Origin of the sequence: Microbacterium sp. JC 701, assembly GCF_021026215.1 — a bacterium.
In the GTDB taxonomy this organism is placed as follows: domain Bacteria; phylum Actinomycetota; class Actinomycetes; order Actinomycetales; family Microbacteriaceae; genus Microbacterium; species Microbacterium algihabitans.
Map to the genome: position 1 here is coordinate 328387 of NZ_JAJNCV010000001.1, position 18994 is coordinate 347380.

The window sequence follows — 18994 nt, forward strand, 5'->3', positions numbered from 1 at the left end:
CCGGCCCTCGGCCGGATCCGCCCCGACCGTGCGCCTCGCGCCGGTCGGGGCATCTCACGGTTCCGGATGCCATGGCATCCGGGATTCGTCAGTGCTCCTGTCGCACGAGGTCGACGCCGGCGGCCGCGAACTGTCGCAGCGTCGCGTGCGGCAGGAACGCGCGCGTGAGGGCGGCGCCGATGCGCGTGAGATCGGCCTCGTCGCGGTAGAGCAGGTACATCGTCTCGTAGCGCGGGTGGAACTTCTGCTTGAAGCGGTGCAGTGACGCGAAGCCGTAGACGGGCTCGAGCATCGCAGCCATGCGCTCCTGCAGGTCGGCGATGACGCCGGCATCCGCGGGGTACTCGTGCGCGAGCGGAGCCCCGGACAGCGACATGACGGCCGCGCCCTCGTTCGAGAACTGCTGCGCCGACGCGCCGATCAGGTACTCCATCACGGGGCCGAAGCCGCCCTCGCGGCGACGCATGAGATCGAGCGTCCAGCCCCTGATCGCGCCCTCGCCGTAGACCGGCAGCCACGAGAGGAACCCGTCGACGTCGCCCGCCGGTGAGACCGCGAGGGCGAGGCGCACCTCGGGATCGGCGGCCTCGTGCAGGGTTCCGAGCGTGAAGCCCATCTCGGGCAGGCCCTTCTCGCCGACCCAGCTGTCGGAGATCGCGCTCAGCTGCTGCCGGACGCCCCAGCTCTCGTCGGACAGGCGCGACAGGCGGAACGTCATGCCTTCGCGCTGCGCACGGTTGAGCGAGGTGCGCACCGCCGACCACGCCTTGCCGGTGAACTGCAGCCCGGGGAGGTCGACCACGGTGTCGTCGGCGACGACGATGCTGCGCCACCCGTCGGGGACGGCGGCGTGCGTGGCCTCTCCGGCGCTGAAGAAGCAGGGGGCGAGTCCCGCGGCCTCGGCGGCCTCGATGAACGCCCGCACGGTCTGCGCGCGCTCCGCTTCGGGGCCGATCGGGTCGGCCAGGGCCAGGGCGACGCCGGAGCGGCGTTGGTAGGCGACGATCCCGCTGCCGAACCGGGCGTACGACATGCCCTCCCACGTCGTCATCCACGACAGGGTGCCGCCCCCGTCGGCGTGCAGCGCGGTCTTCACCTCTTGCGCCGTGGGCGCAGGAGAGGCGCCGAGCTGGGCCCGCGGCCGGGCGCGGAACGCGCCCCGCACGAGCACGAAGTACGCCCCCGCCACGATCCACAGCGCCGACGAGGCCAGCACGCTCGTGACGTCGGCGCCGAGGTCGGCCTCGACGCCCGGGAGCCCCGCCAGCAGCAGCACCATGATCAGCAGCAGCACCAGCACGGCGTTCAGCGCCACGTAGACGATCACGATGATCCACGCCCACCGACGACCGCGCCGCAGCGCGGTGGCCACGACGAGCACGATCACGGTGTTGACGGCCACGTCGATCCACGACCCCGACGTCGCGGCCGAGAAGCCGAAGGGGCCGGTCATCGGGGCGAGGTAGCCGAGGATCTCGATCGCGCCGAGCGCGCACAGCACGACGAAGGCGAGAAGCCGCTGCTCGCGCACGTTCACCCGCTGCGGGCGCAGCGACCTCGTCACCGCGAGCACGAGCCCCACCGCGAGCAGTCGCTCGAGGTCGGGGAGCGAGCCGTAGTAGAAGAGAGCGACCGCGAGACAGGCGAGCAGCACCGTCCACGCGCGCAGGCGCCAGGGCGAGGGCAGCAGGGCGACGGCGGCGGCGATGCACGCGAAGAGTCCGGCCGACGGGCCGACCGAGAGCACATCCGCCTGCTGCTGCGCCCACGTCCACGGCAGCAGAGAGCCGCCCCACAGCAGCAGCGCCGCCGCGAGCACGGCGAAGAGCTGCCCCACGGCGAAGGTCGCGGCGGCGACGCGGCTGCCGCGGCGGTACTCGAGGAAGCCGATCCCGGCGAGGGCGGGGAAGCCGGCGAGGAACAGCCAGGGCGAGCCGACGAAGAACGTGCCCGTGACCGGAGTCCACCAGCGCCCGGCCCCGAGCGCCGGCAGTCCGTAGGCGACGGAGGGGAAGAGATCGGATGCCGTGAACGGCTGCCAGAGGCTCCCGGTGAGAAGGCCGATGACCAGCACAGCGGCGGCGAACCCCAGGGTCACCGGGATGCGCCTCGCTGCTCCCAGAGCACGGCTCGGCGTCGTGTTCTTCCCCATGCCGCTCACGATAGGGCACTCGTGAGCGGCGGTCGGGGATCAGTTCTGCGGGGGCGGGACCGCATGCCAGGCGGCTCGAGCGTCGGCCAGAGCCCGACCCGCATCGGTGGCCGCGCGCGAGGCGGCGAGCTCGCGGCGCGCGCGTTCGAGCCGCAGACGATCGGCGATCGGACGCACCTCGTCGCGGGTGTCGGCCTGAGCCAGGGCGGCCCGCGCGCACGCGAGGGTGCCCGGCAGGGCGGCACGCGCCGCCTCGAGCCGCAGACGCGGGCTGACCGCGTCGCCGATCATCTCATCGCGCAGTTCGCGCGCGCGAGCGACGGCGACGATCGCCTCGCGCGGCCGGCCACCAGCCTCGGCGGCCGCGCGCTCGAGGTCTTGCCGCGCCGCACGGAGGCGATCGAGCGCATCGGGCGCGCACTGCCCGCCGCGGGTCGTGGCGATCTGCACGGCGTCGTCGAGCTCCGCGCGCGCCGCGGCCAGCTCGGCCTCGGCGTTCTCGGCAGCCTGGAAGGCGATGCGATGGGCGTCTTCGACCGCCCGCAGGTGACGCGCCGCCCGGCGGATCTCCCGCGCCGCGCGTAGTAGCGCCTCGTCGTCGGGCGCTGCGGAGAGGGCCTCGTCCGCCTCGGAAAGCGCTGCCGATGCCGCCGCGGCCGACGCCTCGGCCTCGGCCCAGTCGGAGCGATCGAAGCGGTGCCGGAGCGCATCGAGCAGCGGTTCGGGGTCGCCCGCCGCCGCCACGACCGCTTCGCGACGCTCGCGCGCCGCCGCCGCCAACCGGTCGGTCGAACGGTGTGCGCGGACCCACTCCGCGAGCCGCGCGCGCGTGTCGGACGTGCGGGCGAGCTGTCCCTCGAGACCGGTCCGGGTGCGACGGGCGAGATCGCGCCGCGTCGCGGGGATCAGGGACGCATCGTCGAGATCCGAGACGTCGACGAAACCGCGGTCACGGGCGCGGTGCGCCGACGTACGCGCGCGGCGCAGTTCGGTGGGCGCATCGCCGGAGTCATCGGCATCCGCCGCCTCGAAGGCCGCGTCGAGTTCGACGACGGCGTCATCGAGACGCAGCAAGGCGTCGGCGGCCTCGGCGACCGCCGCATCGGCCGCCGCGCGGGTCTTCGCCGACCCACGGATCGTCCGCACGACGAAGACGACGATCGCCACGGCCACGGCCGCGAGGATCAGCGCGACGAGCGCGGGCACCGCCCCGTCGATGTCAGACACCGGCGTCGTCGTCGACGAGGAGCAGGGCGCGCAGCTGGTCGACGTCGTCGACGGCCGCCTGAGCACCGTCGGCCTCGTGGGGCCAGCTGAAGCCCCACCGCACGAAGATGACCGGCACCCCGGCATCCGCCCCGCCCTCGACGTCGTGATGCCGATCGCCGATGAGCACGGGACGCGAGATGTCGGCACCGGCGGCCTCGAGGCGGCGCAACGCCTCGCGCACGATGTCGGACTTGGCGCTCAAGGCGCGCTCGTCGAGACTCGCACCCACCATGGCCTCGAGGTCGGGGGCGAGGCCGAAGTGGTCCATCAGGGCGACCACCTGCACCTCGGGTTTCGAGCTCGCCGTCGACTGCGGAACCCCCGCCGCATGCACGTCGTGCACGAGCTCGGCGACACCGGGATACAGCTGGGCGCTGCCCGTGTAGCCCTCGCTCTTGTTGAGCGCGCGGTAGAACACCACGGCCTCATCCGCCTGCTCAAGGGTCATGCCGGTGTTGACCTGGAACGACTCCCGCATGGGCGGACCGATCCACTTCGACAGCTCGCCGCGCGTCGGCGGCGTGCGACCGAAGTGATCGAGCGTGGTGGTCAATCGGCGGAGGATGCCCTCCGAAGCGTCGACGAGCGTGCCGTCGACGTCCCACAGGACGCAGGAGAAGGGAGAGCGTGCAGACATGCGTCCACGCTACCGGCGCGGCATCCGCCCGGCTCGATGCGGCGCGGTCAGAACAGACGCGGGGCGCCCGACTGCACACCCTTCATCTCGTCGTAGTCGAGGGTGAGGCACCGGATGCCGCGATCGGTGGCGAGCACGCGCGCTTGCGGCTTGATCTCCTGAGCCGCGAACACCCCGGTCACCGGAGCCAGGAGCGGGTCGCGGTTGAGCAGCTCGAGGTAGCGGGTGAGCTGCTCGACGCCGTCGATGTCGCCGCGGCGCTTGACCTCGATCGCGACGGTGCCCGTGCCGTCGTCGTTGCGCAGCAGCAGGTCGACGGGGCCGATCGCGGTCGGGTACTCCCGGCGGACGAGCGTGAGGTTCTCGCCCACGACCGACACCTGCTCGGCCAGGAGCCGCTGCAGGTCGGCCTCGACACCGTCCTTGATGAGCCCGGGATCGACACCCAGCTCGTGGGCGGTGTCGTGGATGATCTCGTGGATGCGCACGAGCAGGGCGTCACCGGTTTTGGCGTGCAGGACGCGCCAGCGCTCGATCACCCCGTCTTCGACGTCGACCTCGTCGGGCTGCTCGAGGGTCAGGCTGCACGGCGGGCTCATCCAGTTGAGCGGCTTGTACGAGCCGCCGTCGGAGTGCACCAGCAGGCTGCCGTCGTTCTTGTGCACGAGCAGCCGGGTGGCGAGGGGGAGATGCGCGTTGAGGCGGCCGGTGTAGTCGACGGAGCAACGGGCGATGACGAGACGCACCCGACGAGCCTAATCGCGTCGCGCGGGCTCGGCCTCCGCCTTCTCGGCGACGACGAGCGGCTTCGCGGCGCCGGAGAAGAGACCGGATGCCACGATCAGGCCGACGACGATGAGCAGTGTGTTGAGCAGGCCGATGTGGTCGCCGATCCAGCCGAGGATCGGAGGGCCGCACAGGAACGCGACGTACCCGATCGTGGCGGCGGCGGCAACGCGCGATGCGGCCTTGGCGGGGTCGTCGGCGGCCGCCGACATGCCGATCGGGAAGCCGAGCGAGGCGCCGAGGCCCCACAGTGCCGCACCGATGAAGACGAGGGGTCCGTAGGGCGCCAGGATGAACAGCAGCAGTCCCGCGGCGGCGGTGCCGGCGAGCACCCGCAGCACGAGCACGCGACCGAGGCGGTCGACGACGGGACCGCCCGCGATGCGGCCGACCGTCATCGCCACGGAGAACACCGCGAGCACTGCCGGGCCGGCCTCCTCAGGAGCACCGTGGCCGTAGACCACCGCGGACGGCAGCCAGTCGTTCGCGCTGCCCTCGGCGAAGGCCATGCCCAGCATGATCACGCCGAGCGTGTAGGTGCGCGGCTCGCGCCAGGCTTGCAGCGACACCGCGAGGCGCTCGCGCCAGTGCGCGCGCTCCTCGTCGGCCGGGGCGTCCATCGCGACTTCAGCGCGCGGCACGTTGGCCACCGCGACGAACGCGACGACGATGATCACCACGCCCATCGCCACGCTGTGCGCGATGACGGGGATGCCGAGGCTCACCGCGACGAAGCCGAGACCGGCGCCGATGACGGTGCCGAAGCTGAAGAAGGCGTGCAGCAGCGGCATGATCGTGCGGCCGGTGGCCTTCTCGAGAGCTGCGCCCTCGACGTTCATCATCACGTCGACGGCGCCGTTGCCGAAGCCGAACAACGCCAGGCCCACCAGGGCGACGCCGAAGAGCTGGAGGGAGTCGGCGCCGAAGCCGATGATCATCAGGCCGACGCCGACGAGGAGCAGGGCCACGAGCATGCCGCTGCGGGCGCCGATGCGGGCCATGACGGCCGGAGCGATCGACAGGCCGATGATGGATGCCACTCCCATCCCCAGCAGCAGCAGCCCGACGCCGGAGTTCTCGATGCCGAGGGATTCTCGGATGGCCGGCACCCGCGAAGCCCAGGTCGAGATGCTCAACCCGCTCGCGAGGAAGATGGCGCAGATCGCGATGTGCCAGCGGACGAGCTGGGACCGGGTGAGCGTCGAGTGCATGGGAGAACCCTATCGAATCGATTCGGCGCCGCGGGATCGCGCAGGTTACGATCGGGCGGTGAGCACCAGACGCGCGACGATCAGCGATGTCGCCCGCGAGGCGGGAGTCTCCGCATCGACGGCGTCCGTCGTGTTCAGCGGGAAGACCCCCACCTCCGAGGCGACGAGGGCCCGCGTGATCGCCGCCGCCGAGTCGCTCGGATACACCGGCCCCGACCCGCGAGCGGCCTCGCTGCGACGCGGGCGCTCCGGGATCGTCGGCGTGGTCTTCGACCAGCACCTCGGCACTGCGTTCCTCGACCCGGTCACCACGCACATGATGGACGGGCTCGCCGACGGGGTCTCGCGCCTCGGAGCGGCCCTCCTGCTGCTGCGCGACGACGGGGTCACGGTGAGCGAGCCGTCGCTGCACACCGCGCCCATCGACGCCGCCGTGCTGATCGGCTGCAGCCCGCGCATGCGCGACTCGCTCGAGATCGTCCGAGGCCGAGGCATCCCGGTCGTGGTCGTCGAGGGAGATGCGGGCGAGGGGATCCCCCAGGTTCTGCTCGACAACGCCGAGGCCCAGCGCGAAGCGGCTCTGCACGTCTCCGCCCTCGGCCACCGCGACGTCGTGATCGTCACCCTCCCCACCGACACCGCCCGCCGACGCGGGTGGATCGCCGACGGCGCCGAGGTGCGCGTCGACGTCACCGCCGACCGCCTGGCGGGAGCGCGGCAGGTCTTCCCCGACGCCCCGGCGCTCGCCGCGGCGACCAGCTCGATCGACGAGGGGGCGATCGCGGGGCGCACGATCTTCGCCGATCCCGCCCGACGACCGACCGCCGTCATCGCGCAGAGCGACCTGCTGGCCGCCGGCGTCATCCGGGCGGCCGAGGAGGCCGGGTTGCGGGTGCCGCACGACGTCAGCGTCACCGGCTTCGACGGCGTCGTGGTCGACGGTCTCGCGCCGCACGTGCTCACGACCCTCGTGCAGCCCGCGACCGCGAAAGGTCGGGCCGCCGGGGAGGCGGTCGCAGCGATGCTCGAAGACGCCGAGCCCTCGGGACTCGCCCTATCGTGCACGTTCCGCGAGGGCACGACGACCGCCCCGCCGCCTACCAGATGATCGCCGGCGGCGCGGAAAGTCTCATGCGCCGCATAGAATAGGTCCGACACCCCGAGAGCCCGGGCACCCGCCCGTCGAACCCGAGGAGGCCCGACCATGCTGATCTTCCTCGGCGCCTTCGCGGCCGTCCCCCTGCTCCTGCCGTGGCTCGTCTCGCGCATCGGCGCTCGCGCGTTCTACGTCGCCGCCGCTCTCCCCGCTCTGGCGTTCGCCCACGCCATCGTCGCCGCTCCTTCTGTTTTCGGTGGTGACATTCCGTTCGAGGAATACCGCTGGATCCCGGCGATCAACGTGTCGCTGTCGATGCGCATGGACGTGCTCGGATGGCTCCTCACGCTCGTCGTGACGGGTGTCGGTGCCCTGGTGATGCTCTACTGCCGCTGGTACTTCCGGGGCAAGACCGCGGGCGTCGGGCAGTTCTCCGCCGTGCTGCTGGGCTTCGCCGGTGCCATGTACGGGCTCGTGCTCACCGATGACATCGTGGTGCTCGTCATGCTGTGGGAAGTCACGAGCGTGCTGTCGTACCTGCTCATCGGGTACTACCACGGTCGTGCCTCGAGTCGCCGCGCCGCCCTGCAGGCCCTGCTGGTGACGACCCTGGGCGGGCTGGTCATGCTGATCGGCGTCGTGCTCATGGTCGTGCAGGCGGGCACCTCGAGCCTGTCGGCGATCCTCGCCGACCCGCCGGTGGGAACCGTCGTCGACATCGCCGTGCTGCTGCTGCTCATCGGCGCGCTGAGCAAGTCGGCGATCTTCCCCTTCCACTTCTGGCTCCCCGGTGCCATGGCGGCCCCCACTCCGGTCAGCGCGTATCTGCACGCGGCCGCGATGGTGAAGGCGGGCATCTACCTCATCGCGCGCCTCGCCCCCGGGTTCGCCGAGACGCCGTTCTGGCGCCCCACGCTCATCGCCCTCGGCGTCTTCACGATGCTGCTGGGCGGGTTCCAGGCTCTGCGCGAGCGCGACCTCAAGCGCATCCTCGCCTTCGGCACGGTGAGCCAGCTCGGCTTCCTCACCGTGATGCTCGGCTACGGCACTCGCGACGCCGCCCTGGCCGGGGTCGCCCTGCTGCTGAGTCACGCCCTGTTCAAGTCGTGCCTCTTCCTCGTCGTCGGCGTGATCGACCGCCAGCTCAACACCCGTGACATCGGCCAGCTCTCGGGCCTCGGCCGACAGGCGCCGGTCATGGCGACGGCATCGTTCATCGCGATCTTCTCGATGGCGGGCGTCATCCCCACCCTCGGGTTCGTCGCGAAAGAGACGGCGCTGACGCCCCTGCTGCACGAGGCCGAGGCCGGTGCTCCGTGGGGTCTCGTCGCGCTCTTCGGCGTGGTGCTGGGCTCCGCGCTCACGGCGGCGTACGGCATCCGCTTCCTCTGGGGTGCCTACTGGACCAAGCGCGATGTCGAGACCACCGACTGGCCCGACCCGCCCATCGGCTTCCTGTCGGCTCCCGTGCTGCTCGCGGCGGCCTCGCTCACCCTCGGCTTCCTCGCGCCGATCGTCGACCACTGGCTTGCGCCCTATGCCGACGGTCTGCCCGAGGCGACGGCGGGGGTCGAGGCTCCCGAATACCCGTACCACCTCGCGCTCTGGCACGGTCTCGAGCCGGCGCTGTTCATCTCCCTCGGCACGCTGGCCCTCGGCGCCGGGATCTTCTGGCTGGTGCGCAAGACGCAGCTGCACAAGCGCCCCCGCGTGCTGCCGTTCACCGCGAACGACGTCTACAACGCCACACTGCGCGGCGTGGACTTCACCTCCGAGTGGGTCACCGCCCGCTTCCAGCGCGGCTCGCTGCCCTTCTACGTCGGCACGATCTTCATCGTGCTGGTCGTCGCCGAGGGCACGGCCCTCTTCGCCTCTGCGGAATGGCGTGCGCAGCTCGACGCCTGGCACACCCCGACGCAGCTGATCGCCGCCCCCCTGATGATCGCGGCAGGAATCCTGGCGGTGCGCGCCCGCAAGCGCTACACCGGCGTCGCTCTCGTCTCGGTCACCGGCCTCGGTCTCGTCGTGCTCTTCGCCACCAGCGGGGCCCCCGACCTGGCGCTCACGCAGATCCTGGTCGAGACGGTCACCCTCGTGGTGTTCGCCCTCGTGCTGCGACGACTGCCGGCGCGCATGGGCGAGCAGAACGCCTCCGTGGCCCCGCTCGCCCGGGCCGTGCTCGGCGCGGGTGTCGGTCTCACGATGGCCCTGGTGGCGATCGTGGCCACCGGTGCCCGCCAGGACGCCCCCATCTCGCTCGAGTGGCCGCCCCTCGCCTACGCGATCGGCCACGGTCGCAACGTGGTGAACGTCGCGCTTGTCGACCTGCGCGGCTGGGACACGATGGGCGAGCTGTCGGTGCTCGTCCTGGCGGCCACGGGCGTGGCATCCCTCGTCTTCATCACCGACCGCAGTGACAACCTCGCGCGCCGCTCGGGCACCGCTCGCGCGCGCGTGGGCCTCGGCCGGCGTCGCCCCCTGGTCGAGACCGACAGCGGCGTACGCGCGCAGCGCGTGGGTGAGACCGACGCCCCGCGCGCCTGGCTGGTGTCGGGCGCGAAGGTGCAGCCCGAGAACCGGTCGATCCTTCTCGAGATCATCATCCGGGTGCTCTTCCACTCGGTGATGGTCGTGTCGCTCTACCTCCTGTTCGCCGGCCACAACCTGCCCGGCGGTGGATTCGCGGGCGGCCTGGTCGCCGGTCTCGGCCTCGTCATGCGCTACATCGCGGGCGGCCGCTGGGAGCTGGGCGCCGCCGCACCGACCGACGCCGGCCGTCTGCTCGGGGCGGGCATGGCGATCGCGGTGTTGTGCGCCATGGTGCCGATGTTCTTCGGGTTCGCGCCCCTGCAGAGCTTCACCTTCGAGGGCGAGCTGCCCCTCATCGGTCACTGGGAGTTCGTCACCAGCACGATCTTCGACGTCGGGGTCTACCTCGTCGTGATCGGCCTGGTGCTCGACGTGCTCCGCAGCCTCGGCGCCGAGGTCGACCGCCAGTCGCAGCTCCCCGAGGACGCGGAGGTGAAGACGCCGTGAGCATCTCCCTCGTCCTCGTCATCGTCATGGCCGTGCTCTTCGCGTGCGGCGTCTACGCCATGCTCGAGCGCAGCCTCACCCGCGTGCTGATCGGCTTCCTGCTGCTGGGCAACGCCGCCAACCTGCTGCTGCTGATCGTCATGGGCCGCCCGGCCCTCGCTCCCTTCTACGACGGTGAGACGGATGCCGCGGACATGTCCGACGCGCTCCCTCAGGCCCTCATGCTCACGGCGATCGTCATCACGTTCGCCATCTCCGCGTTCCTGCTCGCGCTGATCTACCGCTCGTGGCAGCTCGGCCAGGCCGACACCCTCGTCGACGACGCCGACGACATCGCGCTGCGCACGCGCGTCGCGAACGAGCCGGAAGACGCGATGGACGAAGAGTCGCGGTCCGACGACGACGACGTCACCACCGACTTCGTCGGCGACGTCGCCTCGCCCATCCGCGTGCTGCACCAGGGCGACCTCTCCCAGCTCGTCGACGACGCCCCCGTCGACCGCGTCGCCGTGCGCCGCGATCGAGCGGGCCGTCCGACCGAGCCGCTCGCCCGAGAGGGCGATGAAACGGTCGAGGTCGACGAGAGCGACGCCCCCCGCGACCCCCAGGACGGTGATCGCTCATGAGCGCCCTCGTGCCCCTGCTCGTCGGCATCCCCCTCATCGGCGCCGCGATCAACCTCATCTTCGGCCGCCGCAAGAGGACGCAGATCGTGGTCTCGGTGGCCTCGCTCACCGCGGTGCTCATCCTGGGCGCGATCCTGCTGGTCGCGGTCGACACGAACGGACCGATCGCCGTCGCGATCGCCGCGTGGCAGATCCCGCTCGGCATCGTGCTCTACGTCGACGTGCTCGCGGCGCTGCTCGTGGTGGTGACGAGCATCGTGCTGCTCGCGGTGCTGCTGTTCTCGATCGGTCAGGGCGCGGCCGACAACGACGAGGACACCCCGGTCTCGATCTTCTACCCGGCGTATCTGATCCTGGGCGCGGGCATCTTCAACGCGTTCATCGCCGGCGACCTGTTCAACCTCTACGTGGGCTTCGAGATCCTGCTGGTCGCCTCGTACGTGCTGATCACCCTCGGCGGCACCGAGTCGCGCATCCGCACCGGCGTCGTCTACATCGTGGTGTCGCTGGTGTCGTCGATCCTGTTCCTCGCGGCGATCGCCATGGTCTACGGCGCCCTCGGCACGGTCAACATGGTGCAGATCAGCGAGCGCATGGCGCTGTTGCCGCAGGACACGCAGACGATCCTGCACCTGATGCTGCTGCTCGCCTTCGCGATCAAGGCGGCGGTGTTCCCGCTGTCGTTCTGGTTGCCGGACTCGTATCCGACGGCGCCCGCGCCCGTCACGGCGGTCTTCGCGGGCTTGCTGACGAAGGTCGGCGTCTACGCGATCATCCGCACCGAGACCCAGCTCTTCGTCGACAACGACATCAACTTCCTGCTGATGATGGTGGCGCTCGCGACGATGATCGTCGGCATCCTGGGTGCCGTCGCGCAGGCAGAGCTCAAGCGCATCCTGTCGTTCACGCTCGTGAGCCACATCGGCTACATGATCTTCGGCCTGGCGATCAACACCCCGCTCGCGGTGGGCGCGACGATCTACTACATCGTCCACCACATCATCGTGCAGACGACCCTCTTCCTCGCCGTGGGGCTCATCGAGCGCCGCGCGGGCAGCACCTCGATCCTCAAGGTGAAGGGCCTGATGCGCGCGGCGCCGTTGCTCGCCGTGCTCTACTTCATTCCGGCGATCAACCTGGGCGGTCTGCCGCCGTTCTCGGGGTTCATCGGCAAGTACGCCCTCTTCGACGCCGCAGCCCAAGTCGGGACGCCCGTGATGATGGTGCTCATCGTCGGCGGCATCGTCACCTCGATCCTCACGCTCTACGCCCTCATGCGGGCCTGGAACCTCTCGTTCTGGCGCGAAGACGACGACTCCGCCGAGACGACGGAGCGCATCGCGTACCTCGGCAACGCCCCCGCGGCCGCCATCTCGACCGAGCGGCGCACGATCCCGAAGATCATGACCATGGCGACGGCGGGCATGGTGATCGTGACGATCTCGCTGACGGTGTTCGCCGGGCCCCTTCTCGATGCCTGCCTCCGCGCGGGTGAGCGGATCTACAGCGGGGTCACCCTCGTTCAGCTGCAGGATGCGGAGGGCGAATGATGAGCCCGACGCGTCGCGCGCAGATGTCGCTCTTTCTGCACCAGTTGCCGCTGCTGGTGTGGCTCGTCGCGCTCTGGATGCTGCTGTGGGGGCAGTTCACCTGGCTCGCCCTCATCACCGGGCTCGTCATGGCGGTCTTCGTCACGCGCGTCTACCGCCTGCCCCCGGTCGAGCTCTCCGGCCGGATCAACCTCTGGTACGGCCTGATCTTCGTGCTCACCTTCATCGGAGCGGTCGTGAAGGGGTCGCTCATCGTCGCCTGGCAGGTGCTCGACTTCCGGCGTCCGCCCGGGGCGGCGATCATCGCCGTGCCGCTGCGCGTCGACGACGACGTGATCATGGCCCACACCGCGGTCACCGCCTCGCTCATCCCCGGGTCGTTGATCGTCGACGTCGATCGCGAGAACCGCACGCTCTTCCTGCACACGATCGGCGTGCGCGACGAGAACGACCTCGAGCACCAGCGCCGTGTCGTGCTCGGGTGGGAGGCCCGCATCACGCGAGCCGTCGGCTCGAAGGAAGAGATGCAGGAGCTGCGCGCGAAGATCGCCGAATCCGAGGCCGACGCCCGTCACGGCGTCGAGACGCCGCGCGACGGGAGGACCCTGACGTGAACGCACTCGTGGTGGTCATCCTCATCGTCTTCGCGGTCGCGGCCGTGCTGGCGCTCATCCGCCTGGTGATCGGCCCGTCCATCCTCGACCGCGCGGTCGCCGCCGACGTGCTGCTGACCGAGGTGCTCTGCATCCTGGGTGCCGACATGGTGATCAACCACCACACCCGGTCGCTCCCGGCGATGCTCGTCATCGCCGCGATCGGCGTGTTCGGATCCATCGCCGTCGCCCGCTTCGTGGCGCGGAAGGAGAACCCGCGATGACCATCGAGTCCGTCCTCGACACGGTCGCGCTCATCCTCGTGCTGATCGGCGCGCTGCTCTGCCTGACCGCGACCATCGGCCTGCTGCGCTGGCCCGACGTCCCCTCGCGCCTGCACGCCGCGACGAAGCCCCAGGTGCTCGGCGTGCTGCTGATCGTGGTCGCCATCGCGCTGTCGCAGCGCACGTGGGAAGCGGTGGCCTTCGGCATCCCGATCATCCTCATCCAGTTCGCGACCGCGCCTCTCGCCGCGCACATGGTCGGCCGCGCGGCCTACCGCAACCGCACCACCGACGAGAAGAACCTCTACGTCGACGAGCTGCAGCACCGGACCGAGCAGCCGGGGTCGACCGGAGCCCAGTCGCGTCCCGAGAGCTGACGACCGCTCAGACGTCGGCCTGCTGCACGTCGCGCTGCGCGCCCGGCGACGGTGTGCCCTCGACCGGGTCGGGCGTCGTCGTGCGGTGATCGAGCTCACACGCCTCGCGCTCTTCGCGCCGCCCCTCGGCGAGGAAGGCCAACCGGTTCAGGCACTCGTGATTGCGGGCGATGAGCAACGGCTTCCACAGCAGCGAGGGGAGGACCGCGGCCGCTCCCGACACCGGCTCCTCGACGATCGTGACGGCGGTGCCGAACTCGTGCGGGCGGGCGTCGATGCGGATCACGCCACGCCCCAGGATGCCGGCCTCGGGCCGCAAACGTATCCGGCGCGGCGGATCCCACTCGACGATCTCGGTCTCGTCGTGGATCATCACGGGCCAGACCCCCAGGGAGTGGTGGATCTGCGACCCCTCCTGGGGCCACTCCTCGTCGACGTCGCGCATGCGCGCCGCCCCCACCACCCAGACGGGATAGAGCCAGCCGTCGGAGAGCACGGCGAACAGGTCGTCGGGCGTGCAGCGCATGAGGCGGGTGTTGCGGGCGGCCATGGCATCCCTCCGGTCGGCGTGGTTCGACTGTAGGGGGCGGGCGTCGAACGCGGCGAACCCCTTGACCGGGGGGCGGGTGGGGGCCGGTCCCTTCGACAGGCTCAGGGACCTCGGGTGAGGCTCAGGGGCCTCGGGTAAGGCTCAGGGACCAGGGGGGAGAGGTCGCTGAGCCTGTCGAAGCGGCCGGACCGGGGCAGGACGGGGAAGACCCGGGGCCCCGCGCAGGGGGGAGGCGGAGCCCCGGGTCGGTCTGATCAGGCGCGTGTGATATCGGTCACGACACCCCTGTCGAGGCGCAGACGCCGGCGGGCGCGGCGGGCCACGGCCGAGTCGTGGGTGACCACGATCAGGGTCAGCCCCTCCGCGTTCAGCGCCTCGAGCACGTCGAGGATCTCGTCGCGCATCGCCTCGTCGAGGTTGCCGGTCGGTTCGTCGGCGAGCAGCACCCGGGGCTGCTTGGCGGTGGCGCGGGCGATCGCGACGCGCTGCTGCTGCCCGCCCGAGAGCTCGCCGGGGCGGTGGTCGGCCCGATCGGCGAGACCCACCCGCGTCAGGGCCTCGGTCACCCGGCGCCGGCGTTCTGCCCGGTCGAGTCCGAGCGGTTCGAGGCCCATGTCGACGTTCTCGGCCGCGGTGAGGGTGGGAATGAGGTTGAACCCCTGGAACACGAAGCCGATCTCCTCGGCACGCAGACGGGAGAGCTGCGTGTTCGAGGCGCGGGCGATGTCGATCTCGCCGAGCACGACGGCGCCGCTCGAGGGACGGTCGAGCGCGCCGAGCATCTGCAGCAGGGTCGACTTGCCGCCGCCGGTCGGCCCCTGGATCGTGACGAAGTTTCCGGCGTCGATCTCGAGGTCGACCCCCGCGAGGGCCTGAACGGTGCGCTCGCGCTGACGGTAGGTGCGCGTGACGCCCTCGAGGCGGTAGGCGGTGGCGGTGCGGGTGGGAACGGTGAGGCTCATGGTCTGTCTCCTTCGAAGGGGGTGGATGCCGCTCACGCGACCGAACGCAGGGCTGCGGCAGGGCTGAGGCGAGCGGCTCGCCACCCGCCGAACGCTCCCGCGAGCACGCCGCCGAGCACCGCGATGCCGACCGCGGCGAGCACGACCGCGGGGGTGATCGGGGCGTTCAGCACGACCTCGGTGGCCTGCGCCGCCGCCTGTCCGAATCCGCCGCCGGCCCCGCCGCCCGGGCCTCCCGCGCCGCGGCCCGGCCCGCTCGTCGTGCTCGCGGCGACCGAGAGGGTCGGCGAGATCACGTTCACCAGCAGGATGCCGCCGAGCCCGAGGATCAGACCCGCGACCCCGCCGAGCAGGCCCTGCGCGAGCGACTCGCCCGCGACCTGGCGCACGATCCGGGCGTTCGACCATCCGATGGCCTTCAGCGTGCCGAACTCGCGGGTGCGACGCGCGACGCCCGAGATGGTGAAGAGCACGGCCAGCGCCAGCGCGACCAGCAGCACGACCAGAGAGAGCCACGTACCCAGGTTCGAGATCATCGACGACGCGCTCGAGAGCGAGCCCGAGACGGTGGAGGCGAGCTGGGACTCCGAGCTGACGGTGGCCTCGGGGAGTGCGGCCGCGATCCGGCTCTGCACCGCGTCGATGGCATCCGACGACTCCGCCTGCACGTACACGGTCGACACCACGTCGCCCACGCCCGCGAGCGACTGGGCGATGTCGAGGGGGAGGTAGACGTTCGCGGCGGTGTCGGCGTCGGCCGAGGCCGAGGCGACGATCCCGACGACCTGCACGGCGGTGCCGGCGACCTCGACGGTGTCACCGACGGCGAGGCCCGCGCTCGCCGCGTAGGTCGCATCGACGACCGCGACGTCGCTGCCCACGTCGTCGCCGGTCAGGGCGCGGCCCTCGCTCACGGTGACCGCCGACAAGGGCCCGACGGATGCCGCGGGGTCGACGCCGAGCACGCTGAACGAGTCGACGCCGAAGCTGCCGCCGCCCTGTCCGTCTGCCGGGGGTTGCCCGCCGCCGTCGGTCGGGGCGGATCCTGTCGTTCCCGTCTCGGTGCCGCGCTGCGGGATCTCGCCCGAGAAGGTCATGTTGGTCAGCGACAGGGCACCGGTCGCCGCCGAGACGCCGTCGATGTCGGCGACGGAGGTCACGGTCGGGGCGTCGAGGGGCGCGCGCTGGCGCTCGGCGACGAGACGTGACTGGTCGAGGGTCGTCGTGCCGTCGGTGGTGGTGCCGTCTTGAGCGCCGAAGTCGAAGCGGGCTCCGCCACCCTCGCCCGGTTGCGTCTGCGCACCGGTGACGGTGAGATCGGTGCCCACGCCGTAGACCGACGACAGCGCCTGCGTCTGCGCGTCGCGCACTCCCGCCGAGAGGGCGTTCACGACGATGACGAGCGCGATGGCGATCGCGAGTCCGACCGCGACGATCACGGTCTGCTTGGTGCGGCCGGCGAGTTCGCGCCGGAGGTACGTGCCGTACATGGGTCTCCTTCCGGACGCGGGGTGCGGCCGTCGGAGCGAAAGTAGGAACGCGACCCTCACCGCCCCCTCACGGTTTCTATGAAGGACGTATGACGCGGTGGCACCGCGTCGCGGGAGCGTGCATGCTGGCATCCGTGACCTCCCGCCCTGCCCCCCTCGCCCGCCCCGACGGCTCGCCGATCCGCGCGCTCGTCGTCGACGACGAGGCGAACCTCAGCGAGCTGCTGCGCATGGCGCTGCAGAACGAGGGCTGGGACACCCGCACGGCAGCGAGCGGTCAGGAGGCGTTGAACGTCATCCGCGACTTCGAGCCCGACCTGATGGTGCTCGACGTCATGATGCCGGGGCTCGACGGAATGGGTCTGCTCGCACGCGTGCGAGCCGCCGGCAACGACGCCCCCGTGCTGTTCCTCACGGCGAAGGATGCCGTGGAGGACCGGATCGCGGGCATCTCGGCCGGCGCCGACGACTACGTCACGAAGCCCTTCAACCTCGAAGAGGTGGTCGTGCGCCTCCGCGGCATGGCCCGCCGGCACGTGGCGGCCGTCGCCGACGCCGACCCGCGGCTGCGCGTGGGCGATCTGAGCCTCGACGAAGACGCGTACGAGGTCGAGCGCGGCGGCATCCCGATCAAACTCACCGCGCGGGAGTTCGAGCTGCTGCGCTACCTGATGCAGAACCCGCGCCGGGTGCTCAGCAAGGCGCAAATTCTCGACGAGGTGTGGAGCTACGACTTCGGCGGCGACGGAAGCGTCGTCGAGATCTACATCTCGTACCTGCGCAAGAAGATCGACACCCTCGGCGACCCGCTGATCCACACGGTTCGCGGCGTCGGCTACACGATCAAAGCCTCATGACCGTCGCGCCCCGCACCGCGCGCCCGCGCCGGTGGACGCTGCGGCGCACGCTCGTCGTCGGCACGAGCGTGCTCGTCGCGCTCGCCTTCGTCATCATGAGCGTCGCCACGATCGTGGCACTACGCTCGTTCGCTTTCGACCGACTCGACCAGCAGGTGCGCGAGAGCCTGTCGTTCGTGGCGGGCTCGTCGCGGTTCGACGCGGGATCGCGGCCGCCCGCGGGCGGGTCGGGCGGACCCGCGCCGCGCATCGGGTCACTGCAGGCCGTCGTCGCCGCCGACGGCACCGTCGAGCGGTCGGGCTACACGCGATCGGACGGCACCGAGGTCGCCCTCACCGACGATCAGGTCGCCCGTCTGACCACCGCGATCGCGACCGACCGGCAGCCCTCGAGCGTCGATCTCGGCGGCGACCTCGGCACCTTTCGCGTCGCGGGAGCGCAACGCGACGGCACGACGGTGTTCGCCGGGGAGTCCGAGGCCGACGTCAGCGCGACCACCTCGGCGTTGACGGTGATCCTCGCGGCGGTCGGGGCCGTCGTGCTCGTCGCCGCGATCCTGGGCCTGTCGCTCTTCGTGCGTCGCAGCCTGCGGCCCCTCGAGCGGGTTGCCGATGTCGCCCAGCGGGTCTCGACGCTTTCGCTCGACGCGGGAAGCGTCGACATCGCCGACCGCGTCGAACCGCCCGACACCGACCCCGCCACCGAGGTGGGCCGGGTGGGGGCGTCGCTGAACGACCTGCTCGCGCACGTGCAGCGCTCGCTCGACGCACGCCAGTACAGCGAGGAGCAGCTGCGCCGCTTCATCGCGGATGCCAGTCACGAACTGCGCACGCCCCTGGCCAGCATCCGCGGGTACGCCCAGCTCTCCCTCGGTGAGGACGCGCCGATGACGCCGACCCAGGCGCGGTCGTTCGACCGGATCGAGTCGGAGGCGCAGCGCATGGCCTCGCTCGTCGACGATCTGCTGCTGTTGGCGCGATTGGATGCCGGACAGCCCCTGCGCCGCGACGAGGTCGAGCTGACACTGCTCGCCGTCGACGCCGTGAGCGATGCGCAGGCGTCGGCGACGACGCACGAGTGGCGGCTCGACGTGAGCGAGGACCTCATCGAGGTGACCGGTGACGAGAACCGCCTGCGGCAGGTGGTGGCGAACCTGCTGCGCAACGCCCAGACGCATACCCCGGCCGGCACGCGGGTGACCCTGTCACTCGCTCGCGACGGCGCCGACGCGGTGCTGAGCGTGACTGACACCGGACCCGGGATCGACCCCGCCGTCGCGGAGCGCCTGTTCGACCGCTTCGCCCGCGCCGACGACGCACGCAATCGCGACGAGGGCAGCACGGGCCTCGGCCTCTCGATCGCGCAGGCGATTGTGACCGCCCATGGCGGGTCGATCACGGTCGACAGCGTGCCTGGTCGGACGGTGTTCGAGGTGCGTCTGCCCGCGTGAGGCGGGCCGGGCGCGGGAGGCGAGGTGGCTGAGCTTGTCGAAGCCACCGGGGTGCCGCGCGGGGCGG

General features: G+C 71.3%; 17 protein-coding genes. 9 read left to right on the forward strand and 8 right to left on the reverse strand.

The genetic code is table 11. The features are described 5' to 3' along the window. Positions 1 to 88 precede the first annotated feature (88 nt). From LPW41_RS01610 to LPW41_RS01630, 5 genes are read right to left on the reverse strand one after another with little or no spacing between them, the layout of a single operon-like run. Positions 89 to 2152 (reverse strand): bifunctional lysylphosphatidylglycerol flippase/synthetase MprF, encoded by a 2064-nt coding sequence (locus LPW41_RS01610; RefSeq protein WP_230703942.1) that lies wholly within the window; start codon positions 2150 to 2152, stop codon positions 89 to 91. Positions 2153 to 2191: 39 nt separating this feature from the next. After that, entirely contained in the window at positions 2192 to 3379 is a 1188-nt protein-coding gene (locus LPW41_RS01615; protein ID WP_230703943.1) for a hypothetical protein, read from the reverse strand. Further along, positions 3372 to 4058, reverse strand: a complete 687-nt coding sequence (locus LPW41_RS01620) for an HAD hydrolase-like protein (RefSeq protein WP_144830835.1) — start codon at positions 4056 to 4058, stop codon at positions 3372 to 3374. The genes LPW41_RS01615 and LPW41_RS01620 overlap by 8 nt, the downstream gene beginning before the upstream one ends. Positions 4059 to 4105: 47 nt before the next feature. After that, on the reverse strand, positions 4106 to 4804 hold the full coding sequence (gene nucS / locus LPW41_RS01625) for an endonuclease NucS (protein WP_144783567.1): 699 nt from the start codon (positions 4802 to 4804) through the stop codon (positions 4106 to 4108). A gap of 9 nt (positions 4805 to 4813) precedes the next feature. Continuing rightward, the gene (locus tag LPW41_RS01630) at positions 4814 to 6055 is read right to left on the reverse strand and encodes a sugar MFS transporter (RefSeq protein ID WP_144830832.1); all 1242 of its coding nucleotides are present in this window, start codon (positions 6053 to 6055) and stop codon (positions 4814 to 4816) included. A 58-nt stretch (positions 6056 to 6113) separates the two neighbouring features. On the opposite strand from LPW41_RS01630, the gene LPW41_RS01635 reads away from it, so the two are divergent. The 7 genes from LPW41_RS01635 (at position 6114) to mnhG (ending at position 13617) form a co-directional block, all read left to right on the forward strand. Next, positions 6114 to 7163, forward strand: coding sequence for a LacI family DNA-binding transcriptional regulator (locus LPW41_RS01635; protein WP_144830829.1), 1050 nt, complete (start codon positions 6114 to 6116; stop codon positions 7161 to 7163). 96 nt (positions 7164 to 7259) lie between these two features. Next, a complete protein-coding gene (locus LPW41_RS01640) occupies positions 7260 to 10187 on the forward strand; it encodes a Na+/H+ antiporter subunit A (RefSeq protein WP_230703944.1) in 2928 nt (975 codons plus the stop codon). After that, entirely contained in the window at positions 10184 to 10813 is a 630-nt protein-coding gene (locus tag LPW41_RS01645; protein WP_144830823.1) for a sodium:proton antiporter, read from the forward strand. The genes LPW41_RS01640 and LPW41_RS01645 overlap by 4 nt, the downstream gene beginning before the upstream one ends. Then, positions 10810 to 12363 (forward strand): Na+/H+ antiporter subunit D, encoded by a 1554-nt coding sequence (locus tag LPW41_RS01650; protein ID WP_144830820.1) that lies wholly within the window; start codon positions 10810 to 10812, stop codon positions 12361 to 12363. The genes LPW41_RS01645 and LPW41_RS01650 overlap by 4 nt, the downstream gene beginning before the upstream one ends. Next, on the forward strand, positions 12363 to 12977 hold the full coding sequence (locus tag LPW41_RS01655) for a Na+/H+ antiporter subunit E (RefSeq protein ID WP_144830818.1): 615 nt from the start codon (positions 12363 to 12365) through the stop codon (positions 12975 to 12977). The genes LPW41_RS01650 and LPW41_RS01655 overlap by 1 nt, the downstream gene beginning before the upstream one ends. Beyond that, entirely contained in the window at positions 12974 to 13240 is a 267-nt protein-coding gene (locus tag LPW41_RS01660; protein ID WP_144830815.1) for a monovalent cation/H+ antiporter complex subunit F, read from the forward strand. Before LPW41_RS01655 ends, LPW41_RS01660 begins: the two co-directional genes overlap by 4 nt. Continuing rightward, complete coding sequence (mnhG, locus tag LPW41_RS01665; protein ID WP_144830812.1) at positions 13237 to 13617, forward strand: monovalent cation/H(+) antiporter subunit G; 381 nt, start codon at positions 13237 to 13239, stop codon at positions 13615 to 13617. Before LPW41_RS01660 ends, mnhG begins: the two co-directional genes overlap by 4 nt. A 7-nt stretch (positions 13618 to 13624) precedes the next feature. Here the strand turns inward: mnhG and LPW41_RS01670 are convergent, their stop codons facing one another. The 3 genes from LPW41_RS01670 to LPW41_RS01680 all read right to left on the reverse strand — a co-directional run bounded on the left by LPW41_RS01670 (position 13625) and on the right by LPW41_RS01680 (position 16619). Continuing rightward, positions 13625 to 14167 carry an SRPBCC family protein gene (locus LPW41_RS01670; protein WP_230703945.1) on the reverse strand — a complete coding sequence of 181 codons (543 nt, stop codon included), beginning with the start codon at positions 14165 to 14167 and terminating at the stop codon, positions 13625 to 13627. Between the two features lie 254 nt (positions 14168 to 14421). Then, positions 14422 to 15129: an ABC transporter ATP-binding protein gene (locus LPW41_RS01675; protein ID WP_230703946.1), complete on the reverse strand. Its 708-nt coding sequence runs from the start codon at positions 15127 to 15129 to the stop codon at positions 14422 to 14424. A gap of 32 nt (positions 15130 to 15161) precedes the next feature. Then, positions 15162 to 16619, reverse strand: a complete 1458-nt coding sequence (locus LPW41_RS01680) for an ABC transporter permease (protein ID WP_230703947.1) — start codon at positions 16617 to 16619, stop codon at positions 15162 to 15164. Positions 16620 to 16741: 122 nt separating this feature from the next. Between LPW41_RS01680 and LPW41_RS01685 the strand changes: the two genes are divergently transcribed. Both LPW41_RS01685 and LPW41_RS01690 read left to right on the forward strand, forming a co-directional pair. Beyond that, complete coding sequence (locus tag LPW41_RS01685; RefSeq protein ID WP_144831977.1) at positions 16742 to 17476, forward strand: response regulator transcription factor; 735 nt, start codon at positions 16742 to 16744, stop codon at positions 17474 to 17476. Further along, complete coding sequence (locus LPW41_RS01690; protein WP_154096989.1) at positions 17473 to 18927, forward strand: cell wall metabolism sensor histidine kinase WalK; 1455 nt, start codon at positions 17473 to 17475, stop codon at positions 18925 to 18927. Before LPW41_RS01685 ends, LPW41_RS01690 begins: the two co-directional genes overlap by 4 nt. The last annotated feature ends 67 nt before the right edge of the window (positions 18928 to 18994 follow it).

What these genes read in the sequence shown, in the direction of transcription:
- LPW41_RS01655 (WP_144830818.1), top strand. Translation starts at nt 12,363, where the DNA reads ATGAGCCCGACGCGTCGCGCGCAGATGTCGCTCTTTCTGCACCAGTTG.
- LPW41_RS01640 (WP_230703944.1), top strand. Translation starts at nt 7,260, where the DNA reads ATGCTGATCTTCCTCGGCGCCTTCGCGGCCGTCCCCCTGCTCCTGCCG.
- LPW41_RS01685 (WP_144831977.1), top strand. Translation starts at nt 16,742, where the DNA reads ATGCTGGCATCCGTGACCTCCCGCCCTGCCCCCCTCGCCCGCCCCGAC.
- LPW41_RS01620 (WP_144830835.1), bottom strand. Translation starts at nt 4,058, where the DNA reads ATGTCTGCACGCTCTCCCTTCTCCTGCGTCCTGTGGGACGTCGACGGC.
- mnhG (WP_144830812.1), top strand. Translation starts at nt 13,237, where the DNA reads ATGACCATCGAGTCCGTCCTCGACACGGTCGCGCTCATCCTCGTGCTG.
- LPW41_RS01670 (WP_230703945.1), bottom strand. Translation starts at nt 14,167, where the DNA reads ATGGCCGCCCGCAACACCCGCCTCATGCGCTGCACGCCCGACGACCTG.
- LPW41_RS01690 (WP_154096989.1), top strand. Translation starts at nt 17,473, where the DNA reads ATGACCGTCGCGCCCCGCACCGCGCGCCCGCGCCGGTGGACGCTGCGG.
- LPW41_RS01650 (WP_144830820.1), top strand. Translation starts at nt 10,810, where the DNA reads ATGAGCGCCCTCGTGCCCCTGCTCGTCGGCATCCCCCTCATCGGCGCC.
- LPW41_RS01610 (WP_230703942.1), bottom strand. Translation starts at nt 2,152, where the DNA reads ATGGGGAAGAACACGACGCCGAGCCGTGCTCTGGGAGCAGCGAGGCGC.
- LPW41_RS01680 (WP_230703947.1), bottom strand. Translation starts at nt 16,619, where the DNA reads ATGTACGGCACGTACCTCCGGCGCGAACTCGCCGGCCGCACCAAGCAG.
- LPW41_RS01630 (WP_144830832.1), bottom strand. Translation starts at nt 6,055, where the DNA reads ATGCACTCGACGCTCACCCGGTCCCAGCTCGTCCGCTGGCACATCGCG.
- LPW41_RS01675 (WP_230703946.1), bottom strand. Translation starts at nt 15,129, where the DNA reads ATGAGCCTCACCGTTCCCACCCGCACCGCCACCGCCTACCGCCTCGAG.